The sequence below is a fragment of the Pseudomonas sp. CBC3 genome (assembly GCF_037967085.1).
Lineage (GTDB): Bacteria > Pseudomonadota > Gammaproteobacteria > Pseudomonadales > Pseudomonadaceae > Stutzerimonas.
Genome location: NZ_JBANEO010000002.1, coordinates 647803 through 671994, shown reverse-complemented (window position 1 = coordinate 671994; position 24192 = coordinate 647803). Strand labels below are relative to the sequence as shown.

The 24192-nt window shown below is 62.8% G+C and carries 27 protein-coding genes and 1 riboswitch; of the genes, 8 read left to right on the top strand and 19 right to left on the bottom strand.

The window, feature by feature from the left end; translation table 11 throughout:
- Window positions 1–8: 8 nt before the first annotated feature.
- From modA to modC, 3 genes are read left to right on the top strand one after another with little or no spacing between them, the layout of a single operon-like run.
- The gene (modA, locus tag V6943_RS10315; protein WP_340553406.1) at window positions 9–761 is read left to right on the top strand and encodes a molybdate ABC transporter substrate-binding protein; all 753 of its coding nucleotides are present in this window, start codon (window positions 9–11) and stop codon (window positions 759–761) included.
- Window positions 762–771: 10 nt separating this feature from the next.
- Window positions 772–1452: a molybdate ABC transporter permease subunit gene (gene modB / locus V6943_RS10310; protein ID WP_340553705.1), complete on the top strand. Its 681-nt coding sequence runs from the start codon at window positions 772–774 to the stop codon at window positions 1450–1452.
- Window positions 1449–2540 carry a molybdenum ABC transporter ATP-binding protein gene (gene modC / locus V6943_RS10305; RefSeq protein WP_340553405.1) on the top strand — a complete coding sequence of 364 codons (1092 nt, stop codon included), beginning with the start codon at window positions 1449–1451 and terminating at the stop codon, window positions 2538–2540. The genes modB and modC overlap by 4 nt, the downstream gene beginning before the upstream one ends.
- Before the next feature lie 3 nt (window positions 2541–2543).
- Here the strand turns inward: modC and V6943_RS10300 are convergent, their stop codons facing one another.
- The 12 genes from V6943_RS10300 to btuB all read right to left on the bottom strand — a co-directional run bounded on the left by V6943_RS10300 (window position 2544) and on the right by btuB (window position 13934).
- Window positions 2544–3275, bottom strand: a complete 732-nt coding sequence (locus V6943_RS10300) for an adenosylcobinamide-GDP ribazoletransferase (RefSeq protein WP_340553404.1) — start codon at window positions 3273–3275, stop codon at window positions 2544–2546.
- Window positions 3260–3853 carry an alpha-ribazole phosphatase family protein gene (gene cobC / locus V6943_RS10295; RefSeq protein ID WP_340553403.1) on the bottom strand — a complete coding sequence of 198 codons (594 nt, stop codon included), beginning with the start codon at window positions 3851–3853 and terminating at the stop codon, window positions 3260–3262. The genes V6943_RS10300 and cobC overlap by 16 nt, the downstream gene beginning before the upstream one ends.
- The gene (gene cobT, locus V6943_RS10290; RefSeq protein WP_340553402.1) at window positions 3850–4902 is read right to left on the bottom strand and encodes a nicotinate-nucleotide--dimethylbenzimidazole phosphoribosyltransferase; all 1053 of its coding nucleotides are present in this window, start codon (window positions 4900–4902) and stop codon (window positions 3850–3852) included. The genes cobC and cobT overlap by 4 nt, the downstream gene beginning before the upstream one ends.
- Window positions 4899–5435 (bottom strand): bifunctional adenosylcobinamide kinase/adenosylcobinamide-phosphate guanylyltransferase, encoded by a 537-nt coding sequence (gene cobU, locus V6943_RS10285; protein ID WP_340553401.1) that lies wholly within the window; start codon window positions 5433–5435, stop codon window positions 4899–4901. The genes cobT and cobU overlap by 4 nt, the downstream gene beginning before the upstream one ends.
- Window positions 5436–5489: 54 nt before the next feature.
- Window positions 5490–6941 carry a cobyric acid synthase gene (locus tag V6943_RS10280; protein WP_340553400.1) on the bottom strand — a complete coding sequence of 484 codons (1452 nt, stop codon included), beginning with the start codon at window positions 6939–6941 and terminating at the stop codon, window positions 5490–5492.
- The gene (gene cobD / locus V6943_RS10275) at window positions 6938–7930 is read right to left on the bottom strand and encodes a threonine-phosphate decarboxylase CobD (RefSeq protein ID WP_181102422.1); all 993 of its coding nucleotides are present in this window, start codon (window positions 7928–7930) and stop codon (window positions 6938–6940) included. The genes V6943_RS10280 and cobD overlap by 4 nt, the downstream gene beginning before the upstream one ends.
- Window positions 7923–8834 (bottom strand): adenosylcobinamide-phosphate synthase CbiB, encoded by a 912-nt coding sequence (cbiB, locus tag V6943_RS10270; protein WP_340553399.1) that lies wholly within the window; start codon window positions 8832–8834, stop codon window positions 7923–7925. Before cbiB ends, cobD begins: the two co-directional genes overlap by 8 nt.
- A complete protein-coding gene (gene bluB, locus V6943_RS10265; RefSeq protein WP_340553398.1) occupies window positions 8831–9481 on the bottom strand; it encodes a 5,6-dimethylbenzimidazole synthase in 651 nt (216 codons plus the stop codon). The genes cbiB and bluB overlap by 4 nt, the downstream gene beginning before the upstream one ends.
- A complete protein-coding gene (locus V6943_RS10260) occupies window positions 9478–10770 on the bottom strand; it encodes a cobyrinate a,c-diamide synthase (protein ID WP_340553397.1) in 1293 nt (430 codons plus the stop codon). Before V6943_RS10260 ends, bluB begins: the two co-directional genes overlap by 4 nt.
- Window positions 10771–10867: 97 nt before the next feature.
- The gene (gene cobO, locus V6943_RS10255; protein WP_340553396.1) at window positions 10868–11470 is read right to left on the bottom strand and encodes a cob(I)yrinic acid a,c-diamide adenosyltransferase; all 603 of its coding nucleotides are present in this window, start codon (window positions 11468–11470) and stop codon (window positions 10868–10870) included.
- Window positions 11470–12045 (bottom strand): hypothetical protein, encoded by a 576-nt coding sequence (locus tag V6943_RS10250; RefSeq protein ID WP_340553395.1) that lies wholly within the window; start codon window positions 12043–12045, stop codon window positions 11470–11472. Before V6943_RS10250 ends, cobO begins: the two co-directional genes overlap by 1 nt.
- A 23-nt stretch (window positions 12046–12068) precedes the next feature.
- Window positions 12069–13934, bottom strand: coding sequence for a TonB-dependent vitamin B12 receptor (btuB, locus tag V6943_RS10245; protein WP_340553394.1), 1866 nt, complete (start codon window positions 13932–13934; stop codon window positions 12069–12071).
- Between the two features lie 115 nt (window positions 13935–14049).
- A riboswitch (cobalamin riboswitch) is annotated at window positions 14050–14266 on the bottom strand.
- 152 nt (window positions 14267–14418) lie between these two features.
- Here btuB and V6943_RS10240 point away from each other — a divergent pair.
- The gene (locus tag V6943_RS10240) at window positions 14419–15222 is read left to right on the top strand and encodes a metallophosphoesterase family protein (RefSeq protein ID WP_340553393.1); all 804 of its coding nucleotides are present in this window, start codon (window positions 14419–14421) and stop codon (window positions 15220–15222) included.
- Between the two features lie 32 nt (window positions 15223–15254).
- Here V6943_RS10240 and V6943_RS10235 read toward each other — a convergent pair whose 3' ends face one another.
- The 7 genes from V6943_RS10235 to ttcA all read right to left on the bottom strand — a co-directional run bounded on the left by V6943_RS10235 (window position 15255) and on the right by ttcA (window position 21343).
- Window positions 15255–15575, bottom strand: a complete 321-nt coding sequence (locus V6943_RS10235) for a hypothetical protein (protein WP_131648377.1) — start codon at window positions 15573–15575, stop codon at window positions 15255–15257.
- Between the two features lie 72 nt (window positions 15576–15647).
- Window positions 15648–16175, bottom strand: a complete 528-nt coding sequence (locus tag V6943_RS10230; protein ID WP_340553392.1) for a C40 family peptidase — start codon at window positions 16173–16175, stop codon at window positions 15648–15650.
- Between the two features lie 82 nt (window positions 16176–16257).
- The gene (locus V6943_RS10225) at window positions 16258–16899 is read right to left on the bottom strand and encodes a C40 family peptidase (RefSeq protein ID WP_340553391.1); all 642 of its coding nucleotides are present in this window, start codon (window positions 16897–16899) and stop codon (window positions 16258–16260) included.
- Window positions 16900–16965: 66 nt separating this feature from the next.
- The gene (locus V6943_RS10220) at window positions 16966–17718 is read right to left on the bottom strand and encodes an NAD-dependent deacylase (RefSeq protein WP_340553703.1); all 753 of its coding nucleotides are present in this window, start codon (window positions 17716–17718) and stop codon (window positions 16966–16968) included.
- Window positions 17719–17811: 93 nt separating this feature from the next.
- Complete coding sequence (locus V6943_RS10215) at window positions 17812–18483, bottom strand: DNA-3-methyladenine glycosylase I (protein ID WP_131648373.1); 672 nt, start codon at window positions 18481–18483, stop codon at window positions 17812–17814.
- A gap of 258 nt (window positions 18484–18741) precedes the next feature.
- Entirely contained in the window at window positions 18742–19812 is a 1071-nt protein-coding gene (locus V6943_RS10210; RefSeq protein ID WP_340553390.1) for a 3-deoxy-7-phosphoheptulonate synthase, read from the bottom strand.
- Between the two features lie 706 nt (window positions 19813–20518).
- Window positions 20519–21343, bottom strand: a complete 825-nt coding sequence (gene ttcA / locus V6943_RS10205; protein ID WP_340553389.1) for a tRNA 2-thiocytidine(32) synthetase TtcA — start codon at window positions 21341–21343, stop codon at window positions 20519–20521.
- 109 nt (window positions 21344–21452) lie between these two features.
- Here ttcA and V6943_RS10200 point away from each other — a divergent pair, with 109 nt between their 5' ends.
- The 4 genes from V6943_RS10200 to V6943_RS10185 all read left to right on the top strand — a co-directional run bounded on the left by V6943_RS10200 (window position 21453) and on the right by V6943_RS10185 (window position 24191).
- Window positions 21453–22082 (top strand): DNA-J related domain-containing protein, encoded by a 630-nt coding sequence (locus V6943_RS10200; RefSeq protein ID WP_181102455.1) that lies wholly within the window; start codon window positions 21453–21455, stop codon window positions 22080–22082.
- Window positions 22083–22219: 137 nt separating this feature from the next.
- Complete coding sequence (locus tag V6943_RS10195; protein WP_131648369.1) at window positions 22220–22819, top strand: Yip1 family protein; 600 nt, start codon at window positions 22220–22222, stop codon at window positions 22817–22819.
- A gap of 155 nt (window positions 22820–22974) precedes the next feature.
- Complete coding sequence (locus V6943_RS10190) at window positions 22975–23640, top strand: Yip1 family protein (RefSeq protein WP_340553388.1); 666 nt, start codon at window positions 22975–22977, stop codon at window positions 23638–23640.
- Between the two features lie 56 nt (window positions 23641–23696).
- Window positions 23697–24191, top strand: a complete 495-nt coding sequence (locus V6943_RS10185; RefSeq protein WP_131648367.1) for a SprT family zinc-dependent metalloprotease — start codon at window positions 23697–23699, stop codon at window positions 24189–24191.
- Window position 24192 lies beyond the last annotated feature (1 nt).

Genomic DNA, 24192 nt, shown 5'->3' with positions numbered 1-24192 from the left:
AGAAACGGATGAAGCGTCTTTGCAAAATTGCCGCCCTGTTTATGACCGCACTGTTGCCCTTTGCCAGCCACGCCGCCGAGGTGCAGGTCGCGGTGGCGTCGAATTTCACGAAGCCGATGCAGGCCATCGCCGAACACTTCGAACAGGACACAGGACACAAGGCCCTACTCGCCTTCGGTTCGACCGGAAAGTTTTATGCGCAGATTCGCAACGGTGCGCCGTTCGACGTGCTGCTGGCCGCTGATGAAGAGGTTCCGGCCAAGCTGGAAAGCGAAGGCCTGGGCGTAACCGGCAGCCGCTTCCCTTACGCCATCGGCACACTGGTGCTGTGGTCGGCACGCAGCGATTACGTCGATGACCAAACCACTCTGACTCGGCAACCCTATCGCCATCTTTCCATCGCCAATCCAAAAACCGCACCGTATGGCGCCGCAGCCATGGCCACGCTAGAGAAGCTCGGTCTGACCGAATCAACGCGTGGCCGGCTGGTGCAAGGCGAAAACATCGCCCAGGCGCATCAGTTCGTGGCCAGCGGCAATGCCGAACTCGGCTTCGTCGCCCTTTCTCAGGTCGTGGATGAGGGTGCGATCAGCCAAGGTTCCGGCTGGATCGTACCGGCGTCATTTCATCCACCTATTCGCCAGGATGCCCTTCTGCTGAACAAGGGCCGCGACAACCCCGCCGCGCAGGCTCTGCTCGAATACCTCAAAAGCGCAAAAGCCGCCGAGGTAATCGAGGCATACGGCTACAGCCTGGAATGACGCCGCCATGATGCTGCTGGACGACGCAGGCTTGGCAGCCGTCCTGCTGACACTCAAGCTTGCCGGCATTACCACGCTGTTGTTGCTGGTGATCGGCACGCCGATCGCCTGGTGGCTGGCGCGTACTCATTCGCGCCTCAAGGGGCCGATCGGTGCCGTGGTCGCTTTGCCGCTGGTGCTGCCCCCGAGCGTGCTGGGCTTCTACCTGCTGGTCGCCATGGGCCCCAACGGTCCGGTCGGGCAACTGACTCAAAGTCTGGGGCTCGGCACTCTACCGTTTACCTTTGCGGGTCTTGTGGTGGGCTCGGTGTTCTATTCCATGCCTTTCGTCGTGCAACCGCTGCAGAACGCCTTCGAGGCCATCGGCGAACGCCCATTGGAAGCCGCCGCAACCTTGCGTGCCGGGCCGCTGGATACCTTCTTTACCGTCGTTCTTCCGCTCGCTCGCCCTGGATTCGTCACAGCTAGCATCCTCGGCTTCGCACATACCGTCGGGGAATTTGGCGTAGTGCTGATGATCGGCGGCAACATTCCCGAGAAGACCCGCGTGCTGTCCGTGCAGATCTACGATCACGTCGAGGCTATGGAATATGCGCAAGCGCACTGGCTGGCAGGCGGCATGCTGGTGTTTTCCTTTCTGGTCTTGCTGGTGCTTTACAGCAGCCGCCTCAAACAGGGATGGCGTGGATGAACGAAGCGCCAAGCGGCATCCGGGCGCAGCTGCGGATGGACCATCCCGGCTTCCGGCTGGACGTGGATCTGAAGCTACCCGGACGCGGCGTGACCGCGCTGTTCGGTCCATCAGGTTCCGGCAAGACCAGTTGCCTGCGTTGCATCGCAGGCCTCGAGCGCAACGCAACCGGGCTGATCGATATCAACGGCGAGCGCTGGCAAGACTCGGCCAGCGGCTGCTTCGTACCGCCGCACCAGCGCGCTATCGGCTATGTGTTTCAGGAGGCCAACCTATTCGCCCATCTTTCGGTGAAGCGCAACCTGGAATTCGGCATGAAGCGTGTCGCGCGAAGCGAGCGCCGCGTGATCTGGGAGCAGGCAGTGGAATTGCTCGGCATTGGTCACCTGCTCGACCGCATGCCCGAACGCCTGTCGGGCGGTGAGCGGCAGCGTGTCGGCATCGCCCGCGCTCTGCTGACCAGCCCGCGACTGTTGCTGATGGACGAACCGCTGGCGGCGCTCGACTTCAAACGCAAGCAGGAAATCCTGCCGTATCTGGAGCGGCTGCATGACGAGCTGGAAATTCCCGTCCTTTATGTCAGCCACTCACCGGACGAAGTGGCGCGACTCGCCGATCATGTGGTGCTGCTGGAAAATGGGCGCGCGATTGCTCAGGGCGGGCTGCAGGAAACCCTTGCCCGCCTCGATTTGCCGACCGCCTTCAGCGAAGACGCAGGCGTAGTCATCGAGGCGCAGGTTGCAGAACATGACCCGACCTATCACCTCACACGCCTGGTGTTTACCGGCGGCGACGTACTGGTGGGGCAGCGTGATGAAGCAATCGGCCAGCGCCTGCGCTTTCGTGTCCACGCGCGTGACGTAAGCCTGACGCTGGAGCGCGCCGAGGGCACCAGTATCAGCAACCTGCTGCCGGCACGCGTCGAACAGGTAGCCACCGCCGATACGCCCGCGCACGTTCTGGTGCGTCTGGATGCCCAAGGCACGCCATTACTGGCGCGCATTACCCGCCGTTCGGCGGATCAGCTTGGCGTCGTGGAAGGCAAAGCGTTATGGACGCAAATCAAAGCCGTCGCCCTGCTTGGCTGAGGCTCAAACCCTTAGCGCCAGCGCGACCAGTACGCCGCACTCCACCAGCTCCAACAGCGCACCGGCCGTGTCGCCGGTGGTGCCGCCGATGCGCCGGCACATGGCCCGACGCGCCAGCACGCCGATGGCGAGGCTCACCATCAGCGCCAGCCAACCGCTCGTGCCTAACGCCAGACAAAAAGCCACGAGCGCAAGCAGAACGATACGAACGGACGCGCGCGGAAGGTGCTCGGCCAGTGCATGACCGAGGCCACCGGAACGCACGTAGGATGTCGTCAGGAATAATCCGAGCAATGCGCCGCGGCCGAGCAACGGTGCCAGCAGCAGAGCCATCCGTTCGCCCGCGGCAAGCAGTGTCCAGAGCGCGACGAACTTGAGCAGCAACAGCAATACCAGAACCACCACGGCAATCGGACCGCTGCGCGGGTCTTTCATGATCGCGAGGGTGCGCTCCCGATCGCCGAAACCGCCGAGCCAGGCATCGGCACTGTCGGCCAGGCCATCGAGGTGCAGCGCGCCGGTGAGCGCCACCCAGACGGCCAGCAACAAGGCCGCCTGCAGCGGCACGGCTGTCCCTTCGATTGCGAGACTGCCAAGCCAGAGAATCGATCCCAGCAGCAATCCCACCAGCGGGTAATGAAGCAGCGATCGGCCAGCCACCTGAGGCGCGGGCATGCCGCTCAACCGCACCGGCAGGCTGGTGAGGAACTGCAGCGCGATCAGAAAGGGCTGCATGCTTCTTCCAGCCAGAGCGTGGCGTCGGCGAAGCCGGTTTTCAGCCCGCACATTCCGCCATGGCTTACCTCGACCTGCAGCAATTGCCCGCGCGGCAAGCCACGCGCCTCGGCCAACAACAGGCGCATCACGCCGGCATGGGTGATCAGCAGGATGCGCTCGCCGGCGAAACGGTCGGTGATTCGTTCGATCACCGTCAGCACACGCGCCTCGAACTCGATCAACCGCTCGCCGCCGGGCGGCGTGAAGCCGTAGGGATCGCTCCAGAAGCGACCCAAGGCATCGCTTTGATCGGCCATCAGCTCGGCAGCTGTACGACCTTCCCAGTCGCCGAAATCAAGTTCGCGCAGGTCGGGTTCGAATTCCAGCGGCAACTTACGCTGCTCGGCCCATTCCACGGCGAAGGCTGCGCAGCGACGTAAAGGAGAGCTGATGATCCGATCCCAAGGCCCAGCAGTGGTGACCGCGTGGCGCATCTGTTGCCAGCCGGCTTCGGTAAGCGCGTCGTCCAGTCGCCCGCGAAAGCCGCCGCCGGAAACCGTCTCGCCGTGGCGCAGCATGTCGAGATGAAGGTTCATGCGCCCCGCTCCGCAACGGCCGCTTCGGCGAAGGTCGCCATTTGCTCGTGCAGCACGCACGCGAGCCGCAGCAGAGGCACGGCCAGCGCGGCGCCGCTGCCCTCGCCCAGTCGCAGGCCGAGGTCGAGCAAGGGCCGGGCGTCGAGCGCTTCCAGCACCGCCAGGTGGCCGGGCTCGGCCGAGCGATGGGCGAACAGCAGCCAGTCGCGACAGGCGGGATTCAGACGCACCGCGCAAAGCGCCGCGACGCCGCAGATAAAGCCATCCACCAGCACCACGATGCCCTGCTGAGCGCAGGCCAGATAGGCGCCGGTCAACGCCGCCAGTTCGAAGCCACCAAGGCGCTGCATCCAGCCCAAGGTGTCGTGACAACCGGCATGCAGCACCAATGCGCGCTTGATCACGGCGCATTTGTGCGCCACGCCGGCCGCATTCAGGCCCGTCCCAGGCCCAGCCAGGTTGTGGGGATCACACTCCAACAGTGCGCAAGCCAGCGCGGCTGCAGTGGTGGTATTGCCGATGCCCATTTCCCCGCCAATGAACAGTGCAGACTGTTCCCCGTTTGCACGCATTGCGCTGTCGCGCCCGGCCTGCATCGCCTGTAGACAGACTTCCATGCTCATCGCCGGCGCCTCGGCGAAGTTTGCCGTGCCCGCACCCAGTGACAGATGGCGCACGCCGGGTAATGGCCCGACCTGGGTGGCGGTCCCTAGGTCGACCACTTCCAGCTTCGCGCAGAGCTGACGAGCCAGCACGTTGATCGCAGCGCCGCCGTTGACGAAGTTAGCGAGCATCTGCCCTGTCACCGACTGCGGAAACGCAGAGATGCCTTCTGCGGCGACACCATGATCGCCCGCGAAAATACTGATCCAGACCGGGTCCAGGCTCGGACGCTCGCACCCTCGCAATGCAGCCAACTGCGGCACCAAGGCGTCGATACGACCCAATGCACCACCCGGCTTGGTCAGTTGCGCATCGCGCGCCAGCGCTGCTTGGCGCGCGCGTTCATCCAGAGCGTGGCAAGGCGCTTGCCACCAGTGTTCGGTCACAGCAGCTCTCCATTCAGATGATGTCCTTTCAAAATCATGGGCAGGCCCGCGACGGTAAACACCACACGCTCGCAGCGTTCGGCCAGCGCTTGGTGCAACCAGCCGGCCTCATCCACATACCGCCGGCTCAGCTCACCCAGAGGCACCACGCCCAGCCCGGTTTCGTTACTGACCAGCAGCACGCGTCCTGGCAGCTCCGCCAGACATTCGAGCAGCGCGTCGCGCTCTTCGGCCAGGCGCGACGGATCCTCCAGCATCAGCAGATTGGTCAGCCATAGCGTCAGGCAGTCCACCAGCAGGCATCGATCAGCGCCGGCGTGCTCACGTAGCACCGCGGCCAGCGCCAGCGGCTCCTCCACCAGTACCCAGTTCGATGGCCGTCGCGCGCGGTGCTGGGCGATGCGCTCGCTCATCTCGCCATCCAGCGGCTGGCTGGTGGCGATGTAGGTGACCGCCAAGCCAGATTCGCTGGCCAGACGCTCGGCCAGCCGGCTCTTGCCTGATCGGGCACCGCCGAGAATTAATTCAGGCATTTCGGTTTCTTTCGGATCGAACGTAGGACGGCCCGCCGAATGTGGTCATGACCGTTAAACACCGCATAGCTCACGCAAGAAACGGGTATCCAGATGCGCCTCGACCAAGTCGGCGAGCCGCTCGATGTCGCTTTCGCGCAGCGCGTGATAATCCACCCGCTGCGCATCTTCCAAACCGGCCCAGCGCAATAGCGCTTCGCAGGCCGTGGCGGATTCGAACAAACCATGCAGGTAGGTGCCGAGTACCTGGCCGTCCTCGCTGATAGCTCCATCCATCCGACCGTCATCGAGTTGCACGGCGGATCGCTCGAGTGCCGGGCCGCTGCTGATCCCCGCGTGAATCTCGTAACCGCTGATGGCGGCGTCATCCAGACATAATCGCCCGCGCACGTTGCGCAATTGTTTCTCAGCGGCCAGTTCGGTCGACAACGCCAGCAACCCGAGCCCATTACTCTGCCCCGCCGCGCCTTCGAGCCCAAGGGGATCGGCGATGCTTTCACCGAGCATCTGCAACCCGCCACAAATTCCAAGCACCTTGCCGCCGTAGCGCAGATGGCGACCGATCGCAGCTTCCCAGCCGTTCTCGCGCAGCCAGGCAAGATCGGCGCGGACGCTCTTGGAGCCCGGCAGGATGATCAGGTCCGCACCCGGAATCGCCTGGCCGGGGCCGACGAAACGCAGATCGACCTGGGGATGCAGGCGCAGCGGGTCGAAGTCGGTGTGATTGCTGATACGCGGCAGCACCGGCACCACCACCATCAGGGTCTGCTCCGCTTTGGCGGACTGGCGCACGTCGATTGCATCTTCGGCTTCCATATGGAAATCCATCAGATAAGGCAATACGCCCAGCACTGGTTTGCCGGTGCGCTGTTCCAGCCAGTCCAAGCCTGGTTGCAGGAGCGCGATATCGCCGCGAAAGCGGTTGATCACAAATCCCTTTACCCGCGCCTGCTCGCTTTGACTGAGCAGTTCCAGCGTGCCGACCAGATGGGCAAATACGCCACCCTTGTCGATATCGGCAATGAGAATGACCGGGCAATTCACCGCCTCGGCGAAGCCCATGTTGGCGATGTCGTTGGCGCGCAGGTTGATCTCCGCAGGCGAGCCGGCGCCTTCGACCATCACCACCTGATACTCAGCACTGAGGCGGCGATGCGATGCAAGCACTGCGTCCATCGCGACACGCTTGTAGTCGTGGTACGCCACGGCGTCCATGTTCGTGACGGCGCGACCGTGAATGATCACCTGCGCGCCGATATCGCTGTTGGGCTTGAGCAACACCGGGTTCATATCGGTGTGCGGCGCCAACCCGGCGGCCTGAGCCTGGACCGCCTGGGCGCGTCCGATCTCCCCGCCTTCGGCAGTGACAGCGCTGTTGAGTGCCATGTTCTGTGGCTTGAACGGCGCTACGGACACGCCTTGTCGGCGAAGCCAACGACACAGCGCGGTCACCAAAGTGCTCTTGCCGGCATCGGATGTGGTGCCCTGAACCATCAGCGTGCTCATGCGCGAATCTCCTGATAGCAAGCCAGTGCGCGGGCCAAACGAGACCAGCCCAGCTCGTCCGCCGGCAGACCGAAACGCAGGCTCGGCGGATAGTGAAAGCGGCGAAGGAGAATGCCCTGACAGGCAAGAAATTCGTACAGCACACCCGCCTCTTCGGTTACGACCCACTGAAACAGGCCGCAACCACCCGTGGGCGGCAGGCCGCCGATTGTCAGCAGCCCCGCCAGCCGCGCACTGTCGGCCAGGAGCCGCTCGCGTTGACGGCGTTGTCCCTGGCGATCGGCTAGCAATACCGTGCCGATGAATCGCGACGGACCGGCGATCGGCCAGGGGCCTAGCGCATTGCCCAACCCGCGCAACAGCTCGGCTTCAGCCAGGACGAAGCCAAGCCGCGCGCCGGCCATGGCGAAGAATTTACCGAACGAGCGCAACACGATCAGCCCCGGCAGGTGACCGTAGGACGCCAGGCTGAGCTCGGGCGTCGGGTCCATGAACGCCTCGTCGACCACCAACCAGCCGCCGCGCGCCGCCAGCCGCGCATGCCAGTCGAGTAGTTGTTCGGGCGGTGACAGGCGCCCGGTGGGATTGTTCGGATTGACCAACACCAGAACGTCGAGCTGATCGAGCGCCCGCGGTACGGCCCCTTCGCTGAACTCACTGATGCGATGCCCTTCGCGGCGCCACGCCTCGGCGTGCTCGCCATAACAAGGCGAAACGATGCCGACCTGCGAATTCCGACGCAGGCGCGGCAGCATCTGGATTGCGGCTTGCGAGCCTGCAACCGGTAGCAGCGACTCGGCTCCGTAATAGTCACGCGCGACGGCTTCCAGTTCATCCTCGTCTTCTGGCAGACGACGCCAGGCATCCGCCGGAACGGGCGGCAGCTCGAAGCTATAAGGCGCAATACCGGTGGACAGATCGAGCCAGTCCGCCAGAGGGATAGCGAAATCGCGCGCCGCCGCCCGCAGCCGTCCGCCATGTTCAAGCACGCAGCCAGCCTCCCAGCAGCAATGCCAACAACCAGAGCCCGACGCCAGCCCAGACCATGTCCAACGCGCACTCGATATCGCGCGCGCCGGGCGCTTCGCCCTCGCCCAGGACTGGACGCTGATGCAGCACATCCTGATAGCTCGCCGGCCCGCCCAACGACACACCCAGCGCACCGGCGCCAGCCGCCATCACCGGCCCTGCGTTGGGGCTGTCCCACAAGGGCGCCTGACGTCGCCAGCAGCGCCAGGCTTTGCGCGTTTGGCCCAGCACGGCGTAGGTCAGTGCGACCAGCCGGGCGGGGATGAAATTGAGTGCATCATCAATGCGCGCGGCGGCCCAGCCGAAACGTTCGAAGCGTTCGGTTCGATAGCCCCACATGGCATCCAGCGTATTGCTCAGACGGTACAACACGACGCCAGGCGCACCGGCAATCGCGAACCAGAACAGCGCAGCGAAGACCGCATCGCTGCCATTCTCCAACGCCGATTCGGTCGCCGCGCGGGCCACGCCCTGCTCGTCCAGTTCACCGGTGTCGCGGCTGACGATGAAGCCCACACGTCGCCGCGCCTCGGGCAGGTCACCACTGCGCAGCGCGAGCGCCACCGGCATCAGATGCTCGCCCAGGCTGCGCAGGCCGAGCGCGAGATACAACATTAGGATTTCGATCAGCCAGCCGATGCCTGGCAACAGGCTCAACAACCAGGCAATGACGGTTAGCGGCAATACCGCAAGGCACCAGGCGGTGACGCCATGGCTGCGCCAGCCGCGACCGCCCGGACCATTGAAGTGCTGTTCCAATCGATTAGCCAGCCGGCCGAAGATCACCAGCGGATGGCTGCGACGAGGCTCGCCCAGCAACGCATCCAGGCCGACCCCGGCGAGGCAGCTCAACGCGACGCTCATAACGGTTTCTCCCAGCCGTCCTCGAACAGCAATTCCTGCAACGGCCGAGGTTGCGCCCAGCCCTGCAATGCCAGCATCGGCGCCGGATAGAACGCATCGACCGGGCCAAGGCAGATCACCGCCACCGGCTCGGCACCGGTGGGCATCTGTAATAGGTCGGCCAGTGCCTGAGGGTCGAACAACGACACCCAGCCCATTCCCAACCCTTCCGCTCGCGCGGCGAGCCAGAGGTTCTGGATGGCGCAGGCCGCCGAAGCCAGGTCCATCTGCGGCAGGGTGCGACGGCCGAATACGTGGGTTTCGCGCCCGTCCATCAGCGCGACGACCAGCAGTTCGGCGCAATCCTTGATGCCCTCGACCTTCAATTGCATGAATTCACGGCCACGCTCGCCCAGCGCTTCAGCGGTCAGCACACGCTCCCGTTCGACCAGTTCGGCGATGGCCGAACGCAACTCGGCGCGACGAATGCGGATGAACCGCCAGGGCTGCATCAGACCAACGCTGGGCGCCTGATGCGCGGCTTCTAGCAGTCGTGCGAGCAGCTCCGGCGCTATCTCGCCGCCGCTGAAATGGCGCATGTCGCGTCGTTCGGCGATGGCGCGGTAGACGCCGGCGCGCTGTTCCTCGGTGAACGCGTGATCGCTCATGTCTTGAACAGCGCCGCCGCCGCGTGGGGATCAGACGGCATATAGAAGTGGATATAAGAAGCCGTCAGCCGACCCTGCCGATAGACCGCTTCGGCGGTGCGCTTGTAGTTCGGACATTCGCCCCGCGCGATGGGCTGCATGGCCGTTTCGAGCGACGAATGATGAAAGGTGTGGCCGCGCAGGCGCCCTTCTGGCAGCTCGACCTCTTGCAGCGCCAGCGCGGTCAGGCGCTTCTGCATCCGAGCCTCCCCTGAGAGCAAGCCGAGCATCTCCTCGCGCTGACCGGCCTGGTCGGTTAGCCCATCGAGCAGATAGAGCATGCCGCCGCATTCGGCGAGGATCGGTTTGCCCGCTGCGTGATGCGCCTGGATCGCCTCGCCCATGGCGCGATTGCGAGCCAATGTGGACAGATGCAACTCGGGATAGCCACCCGGCAGGTACAGGCCGTCCACTGCGGGCAGCTTAGAAAAATGCAACGGTGAAAAAAACAGCAGCTCGGCGCCAAGCGCCTCTAGCAGATCGAGATTGGCCTGATAGACGAAGGCGAAGGCGGCATCGCGCGCAACGCCGATACGCACACCCTGCAATAGCGGCGGCAACACCAGTGATCCCGGCGGTGGGAAACTGATCGGCGCCGGCAACTCGCTATCTGCACTCAACGCCAGCGCATCGGCAGCCGCATCGAGCCGGGCATCCAGATCCGCCAGCTCCTGAGCCTGCACCAGGCCGAGGTGGCGGCTCGGCAAGCCCACCGACTCGCTGCGCGGCAAGGCGCCGAACCAGCCGATCTGCTCCGGCAAGCAGTCCCGCAGAATCTCGCCATGCCGGCTGCTGCCCACCCGATTAGCGAGCACGCCGGCAAATGGCAGGTCCGGCTGATAGCTGGCCAGGCCGTGCGCCAGCGCGCCGAACGTCTGCGCCATGGCCGAACCATCAATGACCGCCAATACCGGAATACCGAAGTGCCGGGCCAGATCGGCAGCCGATGGGGTGCCGTCGAACAGCCCCATCACCCCTTCGATCAGAATCAGGTCGGCCTCGCCCGCCGCTTCCCACAGCAGCCGTCGGCTCTCGGCTTCGCCGACCATCCACAGATCGAGCTGATAGACCGGATGACCGCTGGCACGCGCCAGCACCATCGGATCGAGAAAGTCCGGACCGCACTTGAACACCCGCACGCGTTTGCCCAGCCGTGCATGCAAGCGTGCAAGGCCGGCCGTGACGGTGGTCTTGCCTTGGCCTGACGCGGGCGCGGCGATCAGCAGTGCGGGGCAGCTTCGGCTATTCATCGCGGCCTCCGATCACCGTAGGGATGACGTTTCATCCATCCACCGACAACGCGGGTGGATGAAACAAACGTCATCGTGAACGCCTTGCATGCAGGCATCAGAATTCGACACCCTTCTGCGCCTTAACCCCAGCCTTGAAGGCATGTTTGATCAGGCTCATTTCAGTCACCGTATCGGCCGCCTCGATCAGCCCGGGCGGCGCACCGCGACCGGTCACTACCACATGCTGCAACATGGGGCGCGACTCGATATCGGCGAGCACCGGGTCGAGTTCCAGATAGCCGTACTTGAGCGCGATGTTCAGCTCGTCCAGCACCACCAGCCCAATCTCCGGATCAGCCAGCAGCTCGGCCGCGACGCTCCAGGCTTCGCGAGCCTTGGCGATGTCGCGCTGACGATCCTGGGTTTCCCAGGTGAAACCCTCGCCCATCACGTGATAGCGCACGTCCTCGGGGAATCGCCGGAAGAAATTTTCCTCGCCGGTACTGGCTGCGCCCTTGATGAACTGCACCACGCCGACTTTGATGCCATGCCCCAGCGCACGGGCGACCATGCCGAAGGCCGAGCTGCTCTTGCCCTTGCCGTTGCCGGTGTGCACCAGCAGCAGGCCGTACTCGTCCTGGGCCTCGGCGATCTTCGCGTCGACCACCGCTTTCTTGCGCTGCATGCGCGCCTTGTGTCGTGCGTCGCGGTCGTCCATCAATGCACCTCCCGCGCACGCATCAGGCGTAGCGCCGAAACGATACCGACATGCAGCACCAGCGCCGTGCCGACGTAGAACACCAGGTTGCCCAGGTGACGCGGCACGTACTGGGCGATGCGCGGCAGGAAGCCGGCCAGCGTCGGCTCCGGATAGCGGCCGGAGAAGAAGTAGAACGCCCCGCCGGAGATCAAGTAGGCGACGAAACCCGCGACCAGCAGCGTCAACGCCAGCACGGCCAAGCTGCGCAGATCGTCACGCTGCCAGCCGGCGAGCAGCCGCCCTGCCAGCCACAGGCTGCCGTAGGCCGGCACCAGTGCCCAGTAGGCCGGCGACAAGCACCAGTCGCTGATGGTGCCGCTGGCCAGGGAGCCGAAATCCAGCACGGACGCCACGGCGAACAGCAGCACGAACATCCCACGCGGACGCAGGTAGAAGCCGGCCAGGAAGAAGATCGACCAGCTGGCGCTGGGCAGGTTCTCGACGCTGGCGAAGTGTTGGCCACGGGTCATGGCCATCAGCAGGATCAGCGCGGCGCCTATTGCCAACTGGGCGCGTGTGGACAGGACGTGCATGGTGTTCTCCTTTGGATTGCCGGTCAGAGGGCCTGGTAGCGGACGGTGAAGTACACCGCGCGGCCAGGCTGTTCGTAGGTCTGGGTAGTTTCGTATTCGCGGTCGAACAGGTTCGCCAGCTTGACCTGCAGGCGCCAGGCCTCGTCGAAGCGGTATTCGCTGCGCAGATCCACCAGGGCGTAACCGGGCATGCGCGACTCCTCGGAATTACTCGCCTTGTCGAAGCGCTCGCTTGCCGCATACAGCGACGCGCCCAGCCCGATGGCGCCGAACTGGCGATCCAGATCCAGGTTGAACTGGCGCTTGGCGCGGCGTTGCAGCATGTGGCCGTGGTTCGCCTTGCTGCGGTCCTGCGGGTCCATGAAGGTTAGATTGGCGTTCACATCCCAGCCGGCCAGCACGGTGGCAACGGTGGTCTCGATGCCACGAATGCGCGCCACGTCGACGTTTTCCGGGCGCATGGGGCTAGTCCCTGCCCAGACGATCAGGTCCTCGATCTGGTTTTCATAGCCGCTGACACTCCACTCGCCCCAGCCGTGGGTGCCGCGGATGCCGATTTCGTAGCTTTCCGATTCCTCCGGCTTGACGTCCGGGTTGCCGGCGGTAAAGGCGCTGGCCGGGTAGTACAGATCATTGAAGGTGGGCGCGCGGTAGGCGGTGCCGTAGGCTGCGGTCAGGGTCAGTGCCTCGCTCAGGTCGAAGCTGTAGCCCAGGCTGCCGGTGTCATGCGAGCCGAAGAATTCATCGTCGTCGCGGCGCAGGCCGGCCTGCACGCCGTGACGACCGAAGGCGGCCTGATACTGGACGAAGTAGCCCTTGTTGTAGCGGCTGTCTTCGGCATAGTTGTCGCTGCTGTCGATGCGATCGGCCTGGTAGTCCATGCCGAGGCTCAGCACCTGCGCCTCGCCGAAACGCAGGTCGTTCTGCCAGCTCAGGCTGTCGCGGCGGGTATCGAAACGCGAATAGAAGCGGTCATCCTGAAAGTTGTCGCTCAGGTCCTCGCTGTGCCCGGCCTGCAGGGTGATATCCCAGAAAGCCAGCGGCGAGAAACGTGCACGGCCGCTGAGCGCCTGCAGAGAGCCGTCGCTATAGGCGTCACGACCGGTGGCGCCGCTGGTCGAGCGCGTGTCGAAATCGCTGTGGTTTTCGCTCTGCAGCCAGCTGCCGTCCAGCTCCAGCCCGTTGTCGAAGCGATAACCGGCGCGCAGCTGCGCAGACAGTTCGCGGTAGCCGTCCGCATCCGGCTCGAAGGCTTTGGGTGCAGTGCCGCGATAGGCACGGGCATTGATGCCGTCGGTGGACTCGCTGGCCACGCCGAGGTTGAACCAACCGTTGCCGTGGCTGCCGGCCAGGCCAGCCGAGCCGGTGTAGCTCGAACGCGAACCGGCACCCACCGAGAAATAGGGCTTGAAGCCATCGGCGCCACCACGACGGGTGAAGATCTGGATCACCCCGCCCATGGCCTCTGAACCGTACAGGCTGGAGCGCGGCCCGCGTACGATCTCGATTCGCTCGATCTGCTCCACCGGGATGCTTTGCAGCGCGGCGCTGCCGGAGGTGGCCGAACCGACCCGGACGCCGTCAATCAGCACCAGTACGTGCTTGTCGCTGGTACCGCGAATGGATACCGAGGTGCTCTTGCCACGCCCGCCGTTGCTGGTGACGCTAACCCCGGCCAGGCGCTGCAGCAGCTCCGGCACGCTGCCAGCTTGCTGGCGTTCGATCTCGTCACGGGTGATGAGGCTGCTGGAAGCAATGGAGACCGGCGAATGGCCGGTCCGGCTGGCGGTAATCACCTGCTGGCCCAGCAGCAAGGTATCGCCGTGATTGGCCAGGACACAGGAAGGAAGGCCCAGTAGCACCACAGCCAGGGGAAGGGAATTGCGCATTGAATGGAGATTCTCCGTCGTGCCCGCCGCACGACATACAGTCGATAAAGGCAGACGGAGAAAGTGAAAGAGGTGCAGGTGCAGGCAGCCGCACCCCGATCAGCGCCCGCCGCACTGCCGTGGAATGCGACAGGCCGGTCTCCGGGCTTGCGAGCGGATGCCTTGCATCCGGAAACCGTCGCCTTCCCATGCCTGTAGCACAGTGGCTGTGAGCGGTGTCCTGTCTCGCCTACCGTTGCGGGGGCAGCGCCGGAATCGTCATTGCGACTGGACCGGCTTCCCTGTTTCACCACTGGCATTAAACCAGTGGCACCTGAAGCGACGCGGAGGTTAGTCCAAGGCCCTGCGCAGCGCAACTGAAAGCAATGTCGCAGGCGCTTCGGGTGCGATCCGGATTTTTTACCGGAACGCCGGACCGTTAACGGCTTCGAATGCGATAACGTGTCCATCAATTCGGCATCCCCAACGAGAAGACGCCAGCCACATGACGACCATCGTGCAGATTTCCGACACCCATTTCGGCACCGAGCAACCTGCGGTGGTGCAAGCCATGGAAGACCACGTGCGCGAGCATCGCGCCGATCTGCTGATCTTCTCGGGCGACATCACCCAGCGCGCCAGAGCTGGGCAGTTCGCCGCAGCGCAGGCATTCGTCCAGCGCCTGCACGGTCATGGCATCGCCGAAAAACTGGTGATTCCGGGCAATCACGACATTCCGCTGTATAACGTTTTCACTCGTTTCCTGATGCCCTACCGCAACTATCGTCGGCATTTCGGCGATGACCTCGAGCCCACCTTCGAGAACGACGAAGCGCTGATCATCGGCCTCAACACCACGCACCCGCGGCGGCACAAGGATGGTCTGGTGACCGAGGAGCAGGTACAGGCCGTGACGCGGCGATTGAAGCAGACCGATCAGAACAAACTGCGCATCGTGGTCGCGCATCAGCCTTTCGGGGCGATGAAATTGAGCGATCTGAGCAACCTGCAACACAACGCCGACGACGCGTTGCACCGCTGGGCCGATCACGGGCTGGACCTGGTGATGGGCGGGCATATCCACCTGCCCTACGTCTTGCCCCTTTCCAAGCAGTACCCCGGCTTGTCACGGGAGATCTGGATGGTCCAGGCCGGCACCACGCTTTCGTCACGGGTACGCGGCACTTCGCCGAACTCGTTCAACCGCCTGAAGCTTCACCCCGGTGCCGACAAGAAAGCCTGCGTTGAACGCTGGGACCTGCTGGATGATCGCTTCGTGCTGGGCTCGCACTTCAATCTGCACTGGTAGCGCCGCTGCGCGCCGGTCAGAGATGAGAGAGGTCAGTGCCGTGGAACGAATCCGGCCGGTTTGGTGGCCAGCCAATCGACGAAGGTGCGCAATTGCGGATCGGCAAGTAACGCCTCTCGGCTGTTGTAGGTGAGCGCCAGTTCCTTCTCGCTGAACAGACGGTGAATCTGATTATGACAAGGCCGACATACCCACAGCGTGGCGATGATGCGCTCTTCGCGAGCGAAACGTTTACGTATGTAGGTTTTGCCGTGTAACGCTTTGGGAATCAGGTGATGGCGGGTCAGCGGCACCTCGCGCTTGCACAGCTCGCACACCTCGGGAGGGTCTGGCAGGCGAAGAATGGGCGGCATACTCAGCTCCTCTTGGCTGTCGAACCCGATGTGCACGACACAGCCGCCGGGCACGATGAGGCATATCGAGGCTCAGGGATTGCGGGCGATCTGCTCGCTATCGAGGATGCGCTTGGCGCTGAGGTAAGTCTTCTGCCAGTAGCTGTTGGAAAGGCTATCCAGCCGCACCGTCCCGCCACTGGACGGCGCGTGGACGAAACGTCCTTCGCCGACGTAGATGGCCGCATGGCTGACACCGCGACCGCCGTTGGTGGCGAAGAACAGCAGATCACCAGCTTGCAAGGCATCACGCCTGATTGCGGCGCCGCCAATCGTGCTCATTTCCCGAGTAGTACGCGGCAACGAAAGGCCTGCGGCGCCGCGAAATACATAGCCGATCAGGCCGCTGCAATCGAAGCCGCTGTCAGGTGTGTTGCCGCCATAGCGATAAGGCGTGCCGACCAGCCCCAAGGCGGTGAACAGGACATCCTCCGCAGCACCCGACAAAGGCGGTGCTGACATTGGAGTCATCGTCACCGGTTCAATTGACGACCGATTGGCACAGGCGCTTAGCAACAGCGCGGTTAACAGAACGATCGCGAGACGAGCCGGAAGGGGCATGACAGAGCAGTCCAGGCACAAGAGCCATCACTCTGCCGGCATATGCATGAGGATGCAACTCTGACGCTGCCCGGTCCGGTATTCAGTGATGAACGGGAACGGCGGTCGAATCGCTGGCAAGCGCCAGTACGCGCTTGGCTTGCATAAAGCTGGCCCGCCAGTACTTGTCGTTCAGGCTGTCCACCCGTACGCCACCACTGCGGCTGCTGGATGAATGAATGAACTGGTCATCGCCGATGTAGATGCCGGCATGACTGACCCGGCCACGGCCGCGATCGTTGAAGAAGACTAGATCGCCCGGTTCCAATTCGCTGCGCGCAACCTTCGGTGCGTCGACCTTGATCATCTCGCGTGTGGAACGCGGCAGCTCGAGGCCAGCTTCCTTGCGAAAGACGAAGCCGACGAAGCCGCTACAATCGAAACCCGTCCTGGTCGAGCTGCCGCCGTAGCGATAAGGAGTACCGACCAGTGTGAAACCGCGCTCGAGCACGCTGTCGGCAAGCGCCGGTAGCTTGTAACTCTCGTCGTCGGCAAGCTCTCGGAGTTGCTGCTCGGTGGGCTCGTCCGACTTGGCGCTGATGTCCGACTCGGATACCGCGTTGGAGAAGTCGAACTCGAAGCCTTCCAGCGTCAGTGTGCTGTCGCTCTGTTCAGGCTGGACGGCGCAGGCCGTCAGCAGCGTGATCAGGGCAAAAAGCAACAGGGATGCGAAACGTTGGCGCATAGGACAGGCATATCGGGGAAATCTAAAGTGGCGTGACTATGCCTGCCCAAGCCGCGATGATCAAATTCAATTGGGAAAAATGTGACGAACTAACTGTGGCAAAACGTCTGAGGCGCCCGCCGCGACATGTACATCCACCATCAGCGACAGTTCGCTGGCAGCCGGGTCGATCTGCGCCGTGAAACCGCCGCTATGGCGTGCCCGCAAAAGCGGCTCGACGATATACGCGAAGCTGGCCGAAGTGCCCACTGCAACCACCGCATCGAAGCCCTTCGCTGACTCTTCATGCAGCCGTGCCAAGGCCGACTCCGGCAGCATTTCGTCGAACAACACGACTGGCGGCCGCAGCACACCGCCACACGCACAAAGAGGCGGTAGTGGCCGGGCCAGATGTTCCGTCAATTCCTCGCTCGGCTCCCCACAACTCATGCAATAGAGATGGCCGAGCGTCCCGTGGATCTCAATCAGGCGCTGCGGCGGGCTGCCCGCCTCGCGGTGATAGCCGTCGATGTTCTGGGTCAGCACCCAGCAGTTGGGCTTGCGCCGCTGCAGTTCAGCGATAGCGGCATGGCCGGCGTTGGGTTTCGCCGAGATGCAGGCGCGACCGATTTCAGCCAGGTATTTCCAGCACAGCGCCGGATCGAGCCGGAGCATCGGGCCGGACAGCGCTGTTTCGATCGGCAAGCCATCTTCTGTGCGATCGTTGTAAAGCCCGCCCACGCCACGGTAGGTGGGCAAACCGGAATCGGCAGACAGCCCGGCGCCGGTGATGATCAGAATGCGCTCGGCTTGTCGTAACGCGTCGGCGACTTGCTGCATGGCCCCGTTCACTTCCAGCCTCCTCTATCAACCTGAGCTGGCACGCGTGGCAAACTGATGAATTCTTGCTGACCTCTATGCCAATGCAGCGATTCAGTGGTTGACGGTAAACGCCAGCATAGCCGACAGCTGACACATGGGCCGGCCGCTCTGGTCATGCCACTGGTTGAACACGGCCTGCACCGCCGCCTGGTCGCGCTGGCTACTCGGCACTTTATCGACCACCTTCTGCGCCTTGAGCGCAGCCACTACATCATTACTGGGAATGAAGGTGTCCTTGCCGGCCATGCGCAACAGGCGCGGCGCGGACAAGCCGCCAAGCTGGGTGCCGTGCTTGGCCAGATAACGCCAGAGGCTGACAATATCGGTCACTGGCCAATCGGCGATGAGATTGCCGAAGCTGCCGTGCTCCTTCGCCACGTCGAGGACGAACTGGGCATTGCGCGGCACGCTCTTGAGCTTGCCGAGGTGACGAATGATTCGAGCGTCCTGCATCAGTCGCTCGATGTGCTCGCCGCCCATGAGCACCAGCTTCTCCGGATCGAAGCGGAAGAACACCTCTTCGAAGGCCGGCCACTTGGCATCCACCAGGCTGTGCTTGAGGCCGGCGCGAAAGATTCGCAGGCTGATCAGCGACAGGTAGCGATCGTCAGGAATGGCACGCAGCTCATCGGGGCTGCTCGGCCAGGGCAGCCGGCTTTCCAGCGCGGCGGCTGAGCCGAAACGATTGAGACAGTATTCGTGCAGCCATTTGTAGTCATGCATGGTTTATTACGATCCGAAAAACAGCAGCGACACAGGTTGCCGATAGCAGCCGCAAGCTGCAAGCCACGAGCTTCGAGTAAAAGCAGCCGAAGCCTGCTGGTTTGGCTGAAGCCATCGCACTGGATTTGCCTGCAGCCAAAATTCGCAGTAAACGACGGAAGCGCATTCGGCGATTCCGTCTAACAGCTGCACGATGCAGCTTTCGTAGGTTGAATTAGTCGAAGGCGTAATCCGACGATCAGACGGCGTAATCCATCATCAACCCCGTAGTCGCTCGGCAGCCTCGCGCAGTAGCCGCTCGGTTTCCGTCCAGCCCAGACAGCCATCGGTGATCGAAACGCCATAGCGCAGCTCGCTGGACAACGGCTGGCAGCCATCAAACAGATGGCTTTCGAGCATCACGCCACGCAGGCTCGCCTCGCCAGCCAGACGCTGGTCGATAACCGCATCCAGCACCGCCGGCTGGCGCAACGGTTTCTTGCCACTGTTGGCATGACTGCAATCGACCATGATCCGCGGCGCTATGCCCTGGCGCAGCAGCGTCTCACGAGCCACGGAGACACTTTTTTCGTCGTAGTTCGGGCCAGCGTGTCCGCCACGCAGCACCAGATGGGTATCGGGATTCCCGCTGGTCTGTAGCAGCGCCGGATGCCCGAGATCATCGATACCGAAATGCTGATGCACATGGGCGGCCGAGCGCATGGCATCACAGGCGATGCCCAGGCTGCCGTCGGTGCCGTTCTTGAAGCCCACCGGCAGATCGAGCCCACTCACCAGCTCGCGATGAATCTGCGATTCGCTGGTACGTGCACCGATGGCCGCCCAGCCAAGCAGATCGTCGAAGTAACCTGCGGCCAGCGGCTGCAGCAGCTCGGTAGCGATCGGCAGGCCAGTCTCGAGAATGTCCAACATCAGGCGCCGCGACAAACGCAGGCCTTCAGCCATGTCGCCGCTGCCATCGAGATGAGGGTCGTAGACCAGGCCTTTCCAGCCGACGGTGGTTCGCGGCTTCTCGACGTAGGCACGCATCACCAACAGCAACTGGTCGTCGACCTGTGCCGCCAGTCCAGCGAGGCGTTCGGCGTATTCACGAGCAGATTCGGCGTCGTGCAACGAGCAAGGTCCAACCACGACGAGCAGGCGCGGGTCGCTGCCATCGAGCACGGCGCTAATGGCGTTGCGGTCGGTATGGATACGTTCGGCGAGCGCTGCACTGAGCGGCAGGCGCTGACGCAGTACGGCGGGGCTGGGCAGTGGATGAGCGCTGCGTCTGGCTGGGCTGGAGGCAGGGTTGGAGCTGGCGAGCTGAGCGGAAAGCGGTGCATTCATGATCTGACGGTCCTTTGGCCGGCGCGGCTTCTATGCCGCGTCGGCGCTAGCGAAGTGTTCGGTCTATGGGTGTCGGAGCGGCGGCGGTGAAGCGGCTAAATCGCCAGTCATAGCGGTAGGTGCGGTAATCGTTGCGGTAGCTGTACATGGTGCTGTCCTCGATGCGTGTGGCCTTTCCAGGCCGAAAAAAACAAAACCCCCGATCGGGTGGCCGACCGGGGGTTCGAAAACTGTCTGGTGGCGACCCTGCTTTGCTAGGGCGCCTGTGGGGTATCAGGCGCGCCTGTGGCTAAACCAATACCCAAAGTAATAACCATCAGCCGCGAACGCTTGGCCACGCAGCTGCTCGGCGCGTGCGGCACCGGCGTCTACGAGGGAAATGGAAGCGAGGCTGAGGGACATATCAAACTCCTGAATGGCGTCTACCTTACTGCTGCGAGCTGCTTGCCGCAAGCTCGTTGGGTGGCTTCCTTTTCAGCTCTCCTGCGCTTTGGTGGGCGGAAGCGGAGCGCCGCCCGGCCCACCCTACATAACTGCAAGCTCGTAGCTGACGCTTACACCGGTAGGGTGGACTTCAGCCCACCATTCGAATGCCGCAATGGGCCTCAAGCCACCACCAGGGGCATGAAACGCCCCGTGGGCTGAAGCCCACCCTACGAAACTGAAGCCGGGCGCTGCCCGGCTCACCCTGCGAAACCGCTCCGCCCTATAGACTCATCACGTCGAGAAAGCGTGGCGTCGCGCTGTCGTCGATGCGCAGGCTGGTGAAGTCGAACAGGTTGCGATCGGCCAGTTGCGACGGCACCACGTTCTGCAAGGCGCGGAACATGATCTCGACGCGGCCCGGCGACTTGCGCTCCCAATCTTGCAGCATTTCCTTGACCACCTGGCGCTGCAGGTTTTCCTGCGAGCCGCAGAGGTTGCACGGGATGATCGGGAATTCCTTCATCTGCGAGTAGGCTTCGATATCGGCCTCGCTGCAATAAGCCAGCGGGCGAATCACCACGTTGCGGCCGTCATCGGATAGCAGCTTGGGTGGCATGGCTTTGAGCGTGCCGCCGTAGAACATGTTGAGGAAGAAGGTTTCCAGGATGTCGTCGCGGTGATGACCGAGCGCCATCTTGGTGGCGCCAATTTCGTCGGCGAAAGTGTAGAGCGTGCCGCGGCGCAGGCGTGAGCACAGCGAGCAGGTGGTCTTGCCTTCAGGGATCTTTTCCTTGACCACTGAGTAGGTGTCCTTCTCGACGATGTGATACTCGACGCCGATGGACTTCAGGTACTCGGGCAGCACGTGCTCGGGAAAGCCCGGTTGCTTCTGGTCCATGTTCACCGCGACGATTTCGAAGCGGATCGGCGCGACCTTCTGCAGGTAAAGCAGCACGTCGAGCATGGTGTAGCTGTCCTTTCCACCGGACAGGCAGACCATGACCTTGTCGCCATCTTCGATCATGTTGAAATCGGTAACGGCCTCGCCGGCGAGACGGCGCAGGCGTTTTTGCAGTTTGTTCTGGTTGACCGAAAGGTTGCCCATGTGAGGAGTCCGGTGGAATGCGAAAAGGCGCGCATTTTACGCGCAAAGTGCGGCGCGCCCCACCCCATCCATCCAACGATTCGCACCGCTGGCTGCTAGGCTTACCTGCATGACCGACGACTTCGAATCCGAGATGGACCTGGCCGAGCAGATTTTCGTGCTGCTATGCGAACAGCCGGAGGGCTGCAGCGAATACCAGCTGATCCAACAGCTAAAGGCCCGTCACAGCACGCACATTCCCAACCTGCCGCTACTCGACAAGCTAGTGCTGTTCCGTACGCATTTCCTCGTTTTCAACGCGCTGTACCGTCTGCGCGACCAGCTTTGGGGCGAGAACCGCCACAATCTTCAGATTTCACCGTTGTGTGTCCAGCTTCAGCCTTACATGCCAGGGATCGCCGGTGTCGTCGAGAACGACCCGCTGCGCGAGTACTACCTGGACATGACCAACCTGCGCGACACCGACGAGGGAGAAGTGGAACGCCTGCTGGCGAGTTTCTGGTCGCGGATGCGCGGCGACCACCTCGATGAGCGGAGCGAAGCTTGGGATCCAGAGCAGAAGCAGGCGGCGCTCGAGTTGTTCGAGCTGGATCAGGAAGGTGCCTCGCTGACGCTGCATGCAATCAAGCGGCGCTATCGCCAGTTGGTGAGCATCCATCATCCGGATCGTGGAGGCAGCACCAAGCGCATCCAGTCAATCAATCTGGCGATGGAAATACTGCAACGCTATTACCGCTAAGGCCATAGCTTCTAAACGCTCTAACCAGCCGGGTGCGCCGTACCGTCAAATTCCTATACTGCGACTTAAGGTCGCACGCCCGTCCAACTGACGGCACGCCAGGCGAAGCGACCCTCCAAAACCGAGGAGACGCTGGCATGATCAATCACGTTTGGGGATTATTCGCTCACCCAGGTCAGGAATGGCAGGAGATCACCGGAGAAGAACGCGAAGTCGGACATTTGCATCTCGGAGAAGTGTTGGTTCTGGCGGCGATACCAGCCATTTCCGCTTTCATCGGTACCACTCAGTTCGGTTGGAGCATTGGCGGTGGGGACGCCGTAAGACTCACCGAAAGCAGTGCATTTCAGCTTACCCTTCTGTCCTACCTGGCAATGCTCGCGGGCGTTGCGGTGATGGGCGGCTTCATTCACTGGATGTCACGCACCTACGATGCCAGCCCGAGCCTGGTGCAATGCATCGTGTTCGCCGCCTACACCGCAACGCCTTTGTTCGTTGGTGGCCTGGCCGCGCTCTACCCTCACATATGGCTGGGGATGATCGTCGGCACGGCAGCGATCTGCTACACGACTTACCTGCTCTATGTCGGTTTGCCGACGTTCATGAATATCCCGTCTGACGAGGGCTTCCTGTTCTCCAGTTCGGTATTGGCCGTTGGGCTGGTCGTGCTGGTGGCGATCATCGCGCTCTCGGTGATCATGTGGGGCATGGGCGTCGGGCCGATTTACATACGCTGACGAGCCGAGCTTCAAGCTCCGCACTGCGGGGCTTGAAGCTTTTGCGTGCCTAAACCCCAGACGCGACAGATTGAAGCTGAAAACCTGCTGAATCCCTGCGCCGCTGTGACGTCTATATCCATGACAGCGGCTCAAGCACGGTATCAGGAGGCTCCATGACCCCAGAATTCATCAGCTTATTCACCCGGCCGGATCGTGCCTGGGAAGCCATTCGCCAGAAGGAAGATACGCACGGTCTGCATTACCTGATGCACTTGCTCCTGCTTTCCCTGATTCCAAGCGTATGCCTGTTCATTGGGGTCACTCTCGTCGGCTGGAGCCTGGTGGATGCGGAACGGGTGAGGCTCGACTTCGGCAGTGCGTTCCAGCTATGCCTGCTGCTGTACGTCACCATTGTCGTCGGCACCGTCATCATGGGCCTCTTAGTGCGCTGGATGGCGCGGGCCTTTGAAGTACGGCCAAGCCTGAACCAGTGCATAGGCTTCATCGCCTACGTGATCACACCCTTTCTGTTGGCTGGAGTGTCCGGGCTTTACCCGAACCGCTGGTTCGCCGCGATCGTACTGCTGATCGCTGGGATCTACTCCACGTACTTGCTGTTCACCGGACTGCCCGCTTTCATGCGCCAGCGCAGCTCGCAGAGCTTTCTATACGCCAGCACGATCTGGGGCGTCGCGTTACTGGTACTGGTGACGGTGCTGGTCGGCATGATTCTGTTCTGGACGCTCTCGCTCGAGCCGAACTACGAGCGCACCGTGGACCAGAACCAGAGCTATGGCACCCAAGAGAGCCGTCCACAGGAGGAGCCCGGCGGTCTCTGAACGGTTTGTCACCCTGCCACATTGCGGCATAATTCCGGGCTTCTTCGGAGGCCCCTATGCCCGAACAGCTTCATGCCCGCGTCGAGGCCTGTTATCAGCAGGCCGAGGCCTTCTTCAACAAACGCTTCGCGCGTCCGCAGGTCAGCTTCAGATTGCGCGGGCAAAAGGCCGGCGTTGCGCACCTCGATAGCAACCTGTTGCGCTTCAATCCGCAGCTGTACCGGGAAAATCGCGATCACTTCCTCAAGCAGACCGTGGCCCATGAAGTCGCGCATTTGGTCGCCCATCAGATGTTTGGTGGTCGCATCCGCCCGCATGGCGAAGAGTGGCAATTGATCATGCGCGGGGTGTACGAACTGACCCCTGATCGCTGCCACAGTTATGAGGTCAGCCGCCGCCAGGTCAACCGCTATATCTATCGCTGCGCCTGTCCCGATCAGGATTTTCCGTTCACGCCGCAGCGCCATTCGCTGGTCCGCAAAGGCCGTCGTTATTTCTGTCGCAGCTGCCGTGCCACACTGGTATTCAGCGGCGAGCAACGGGTCGAGTGAC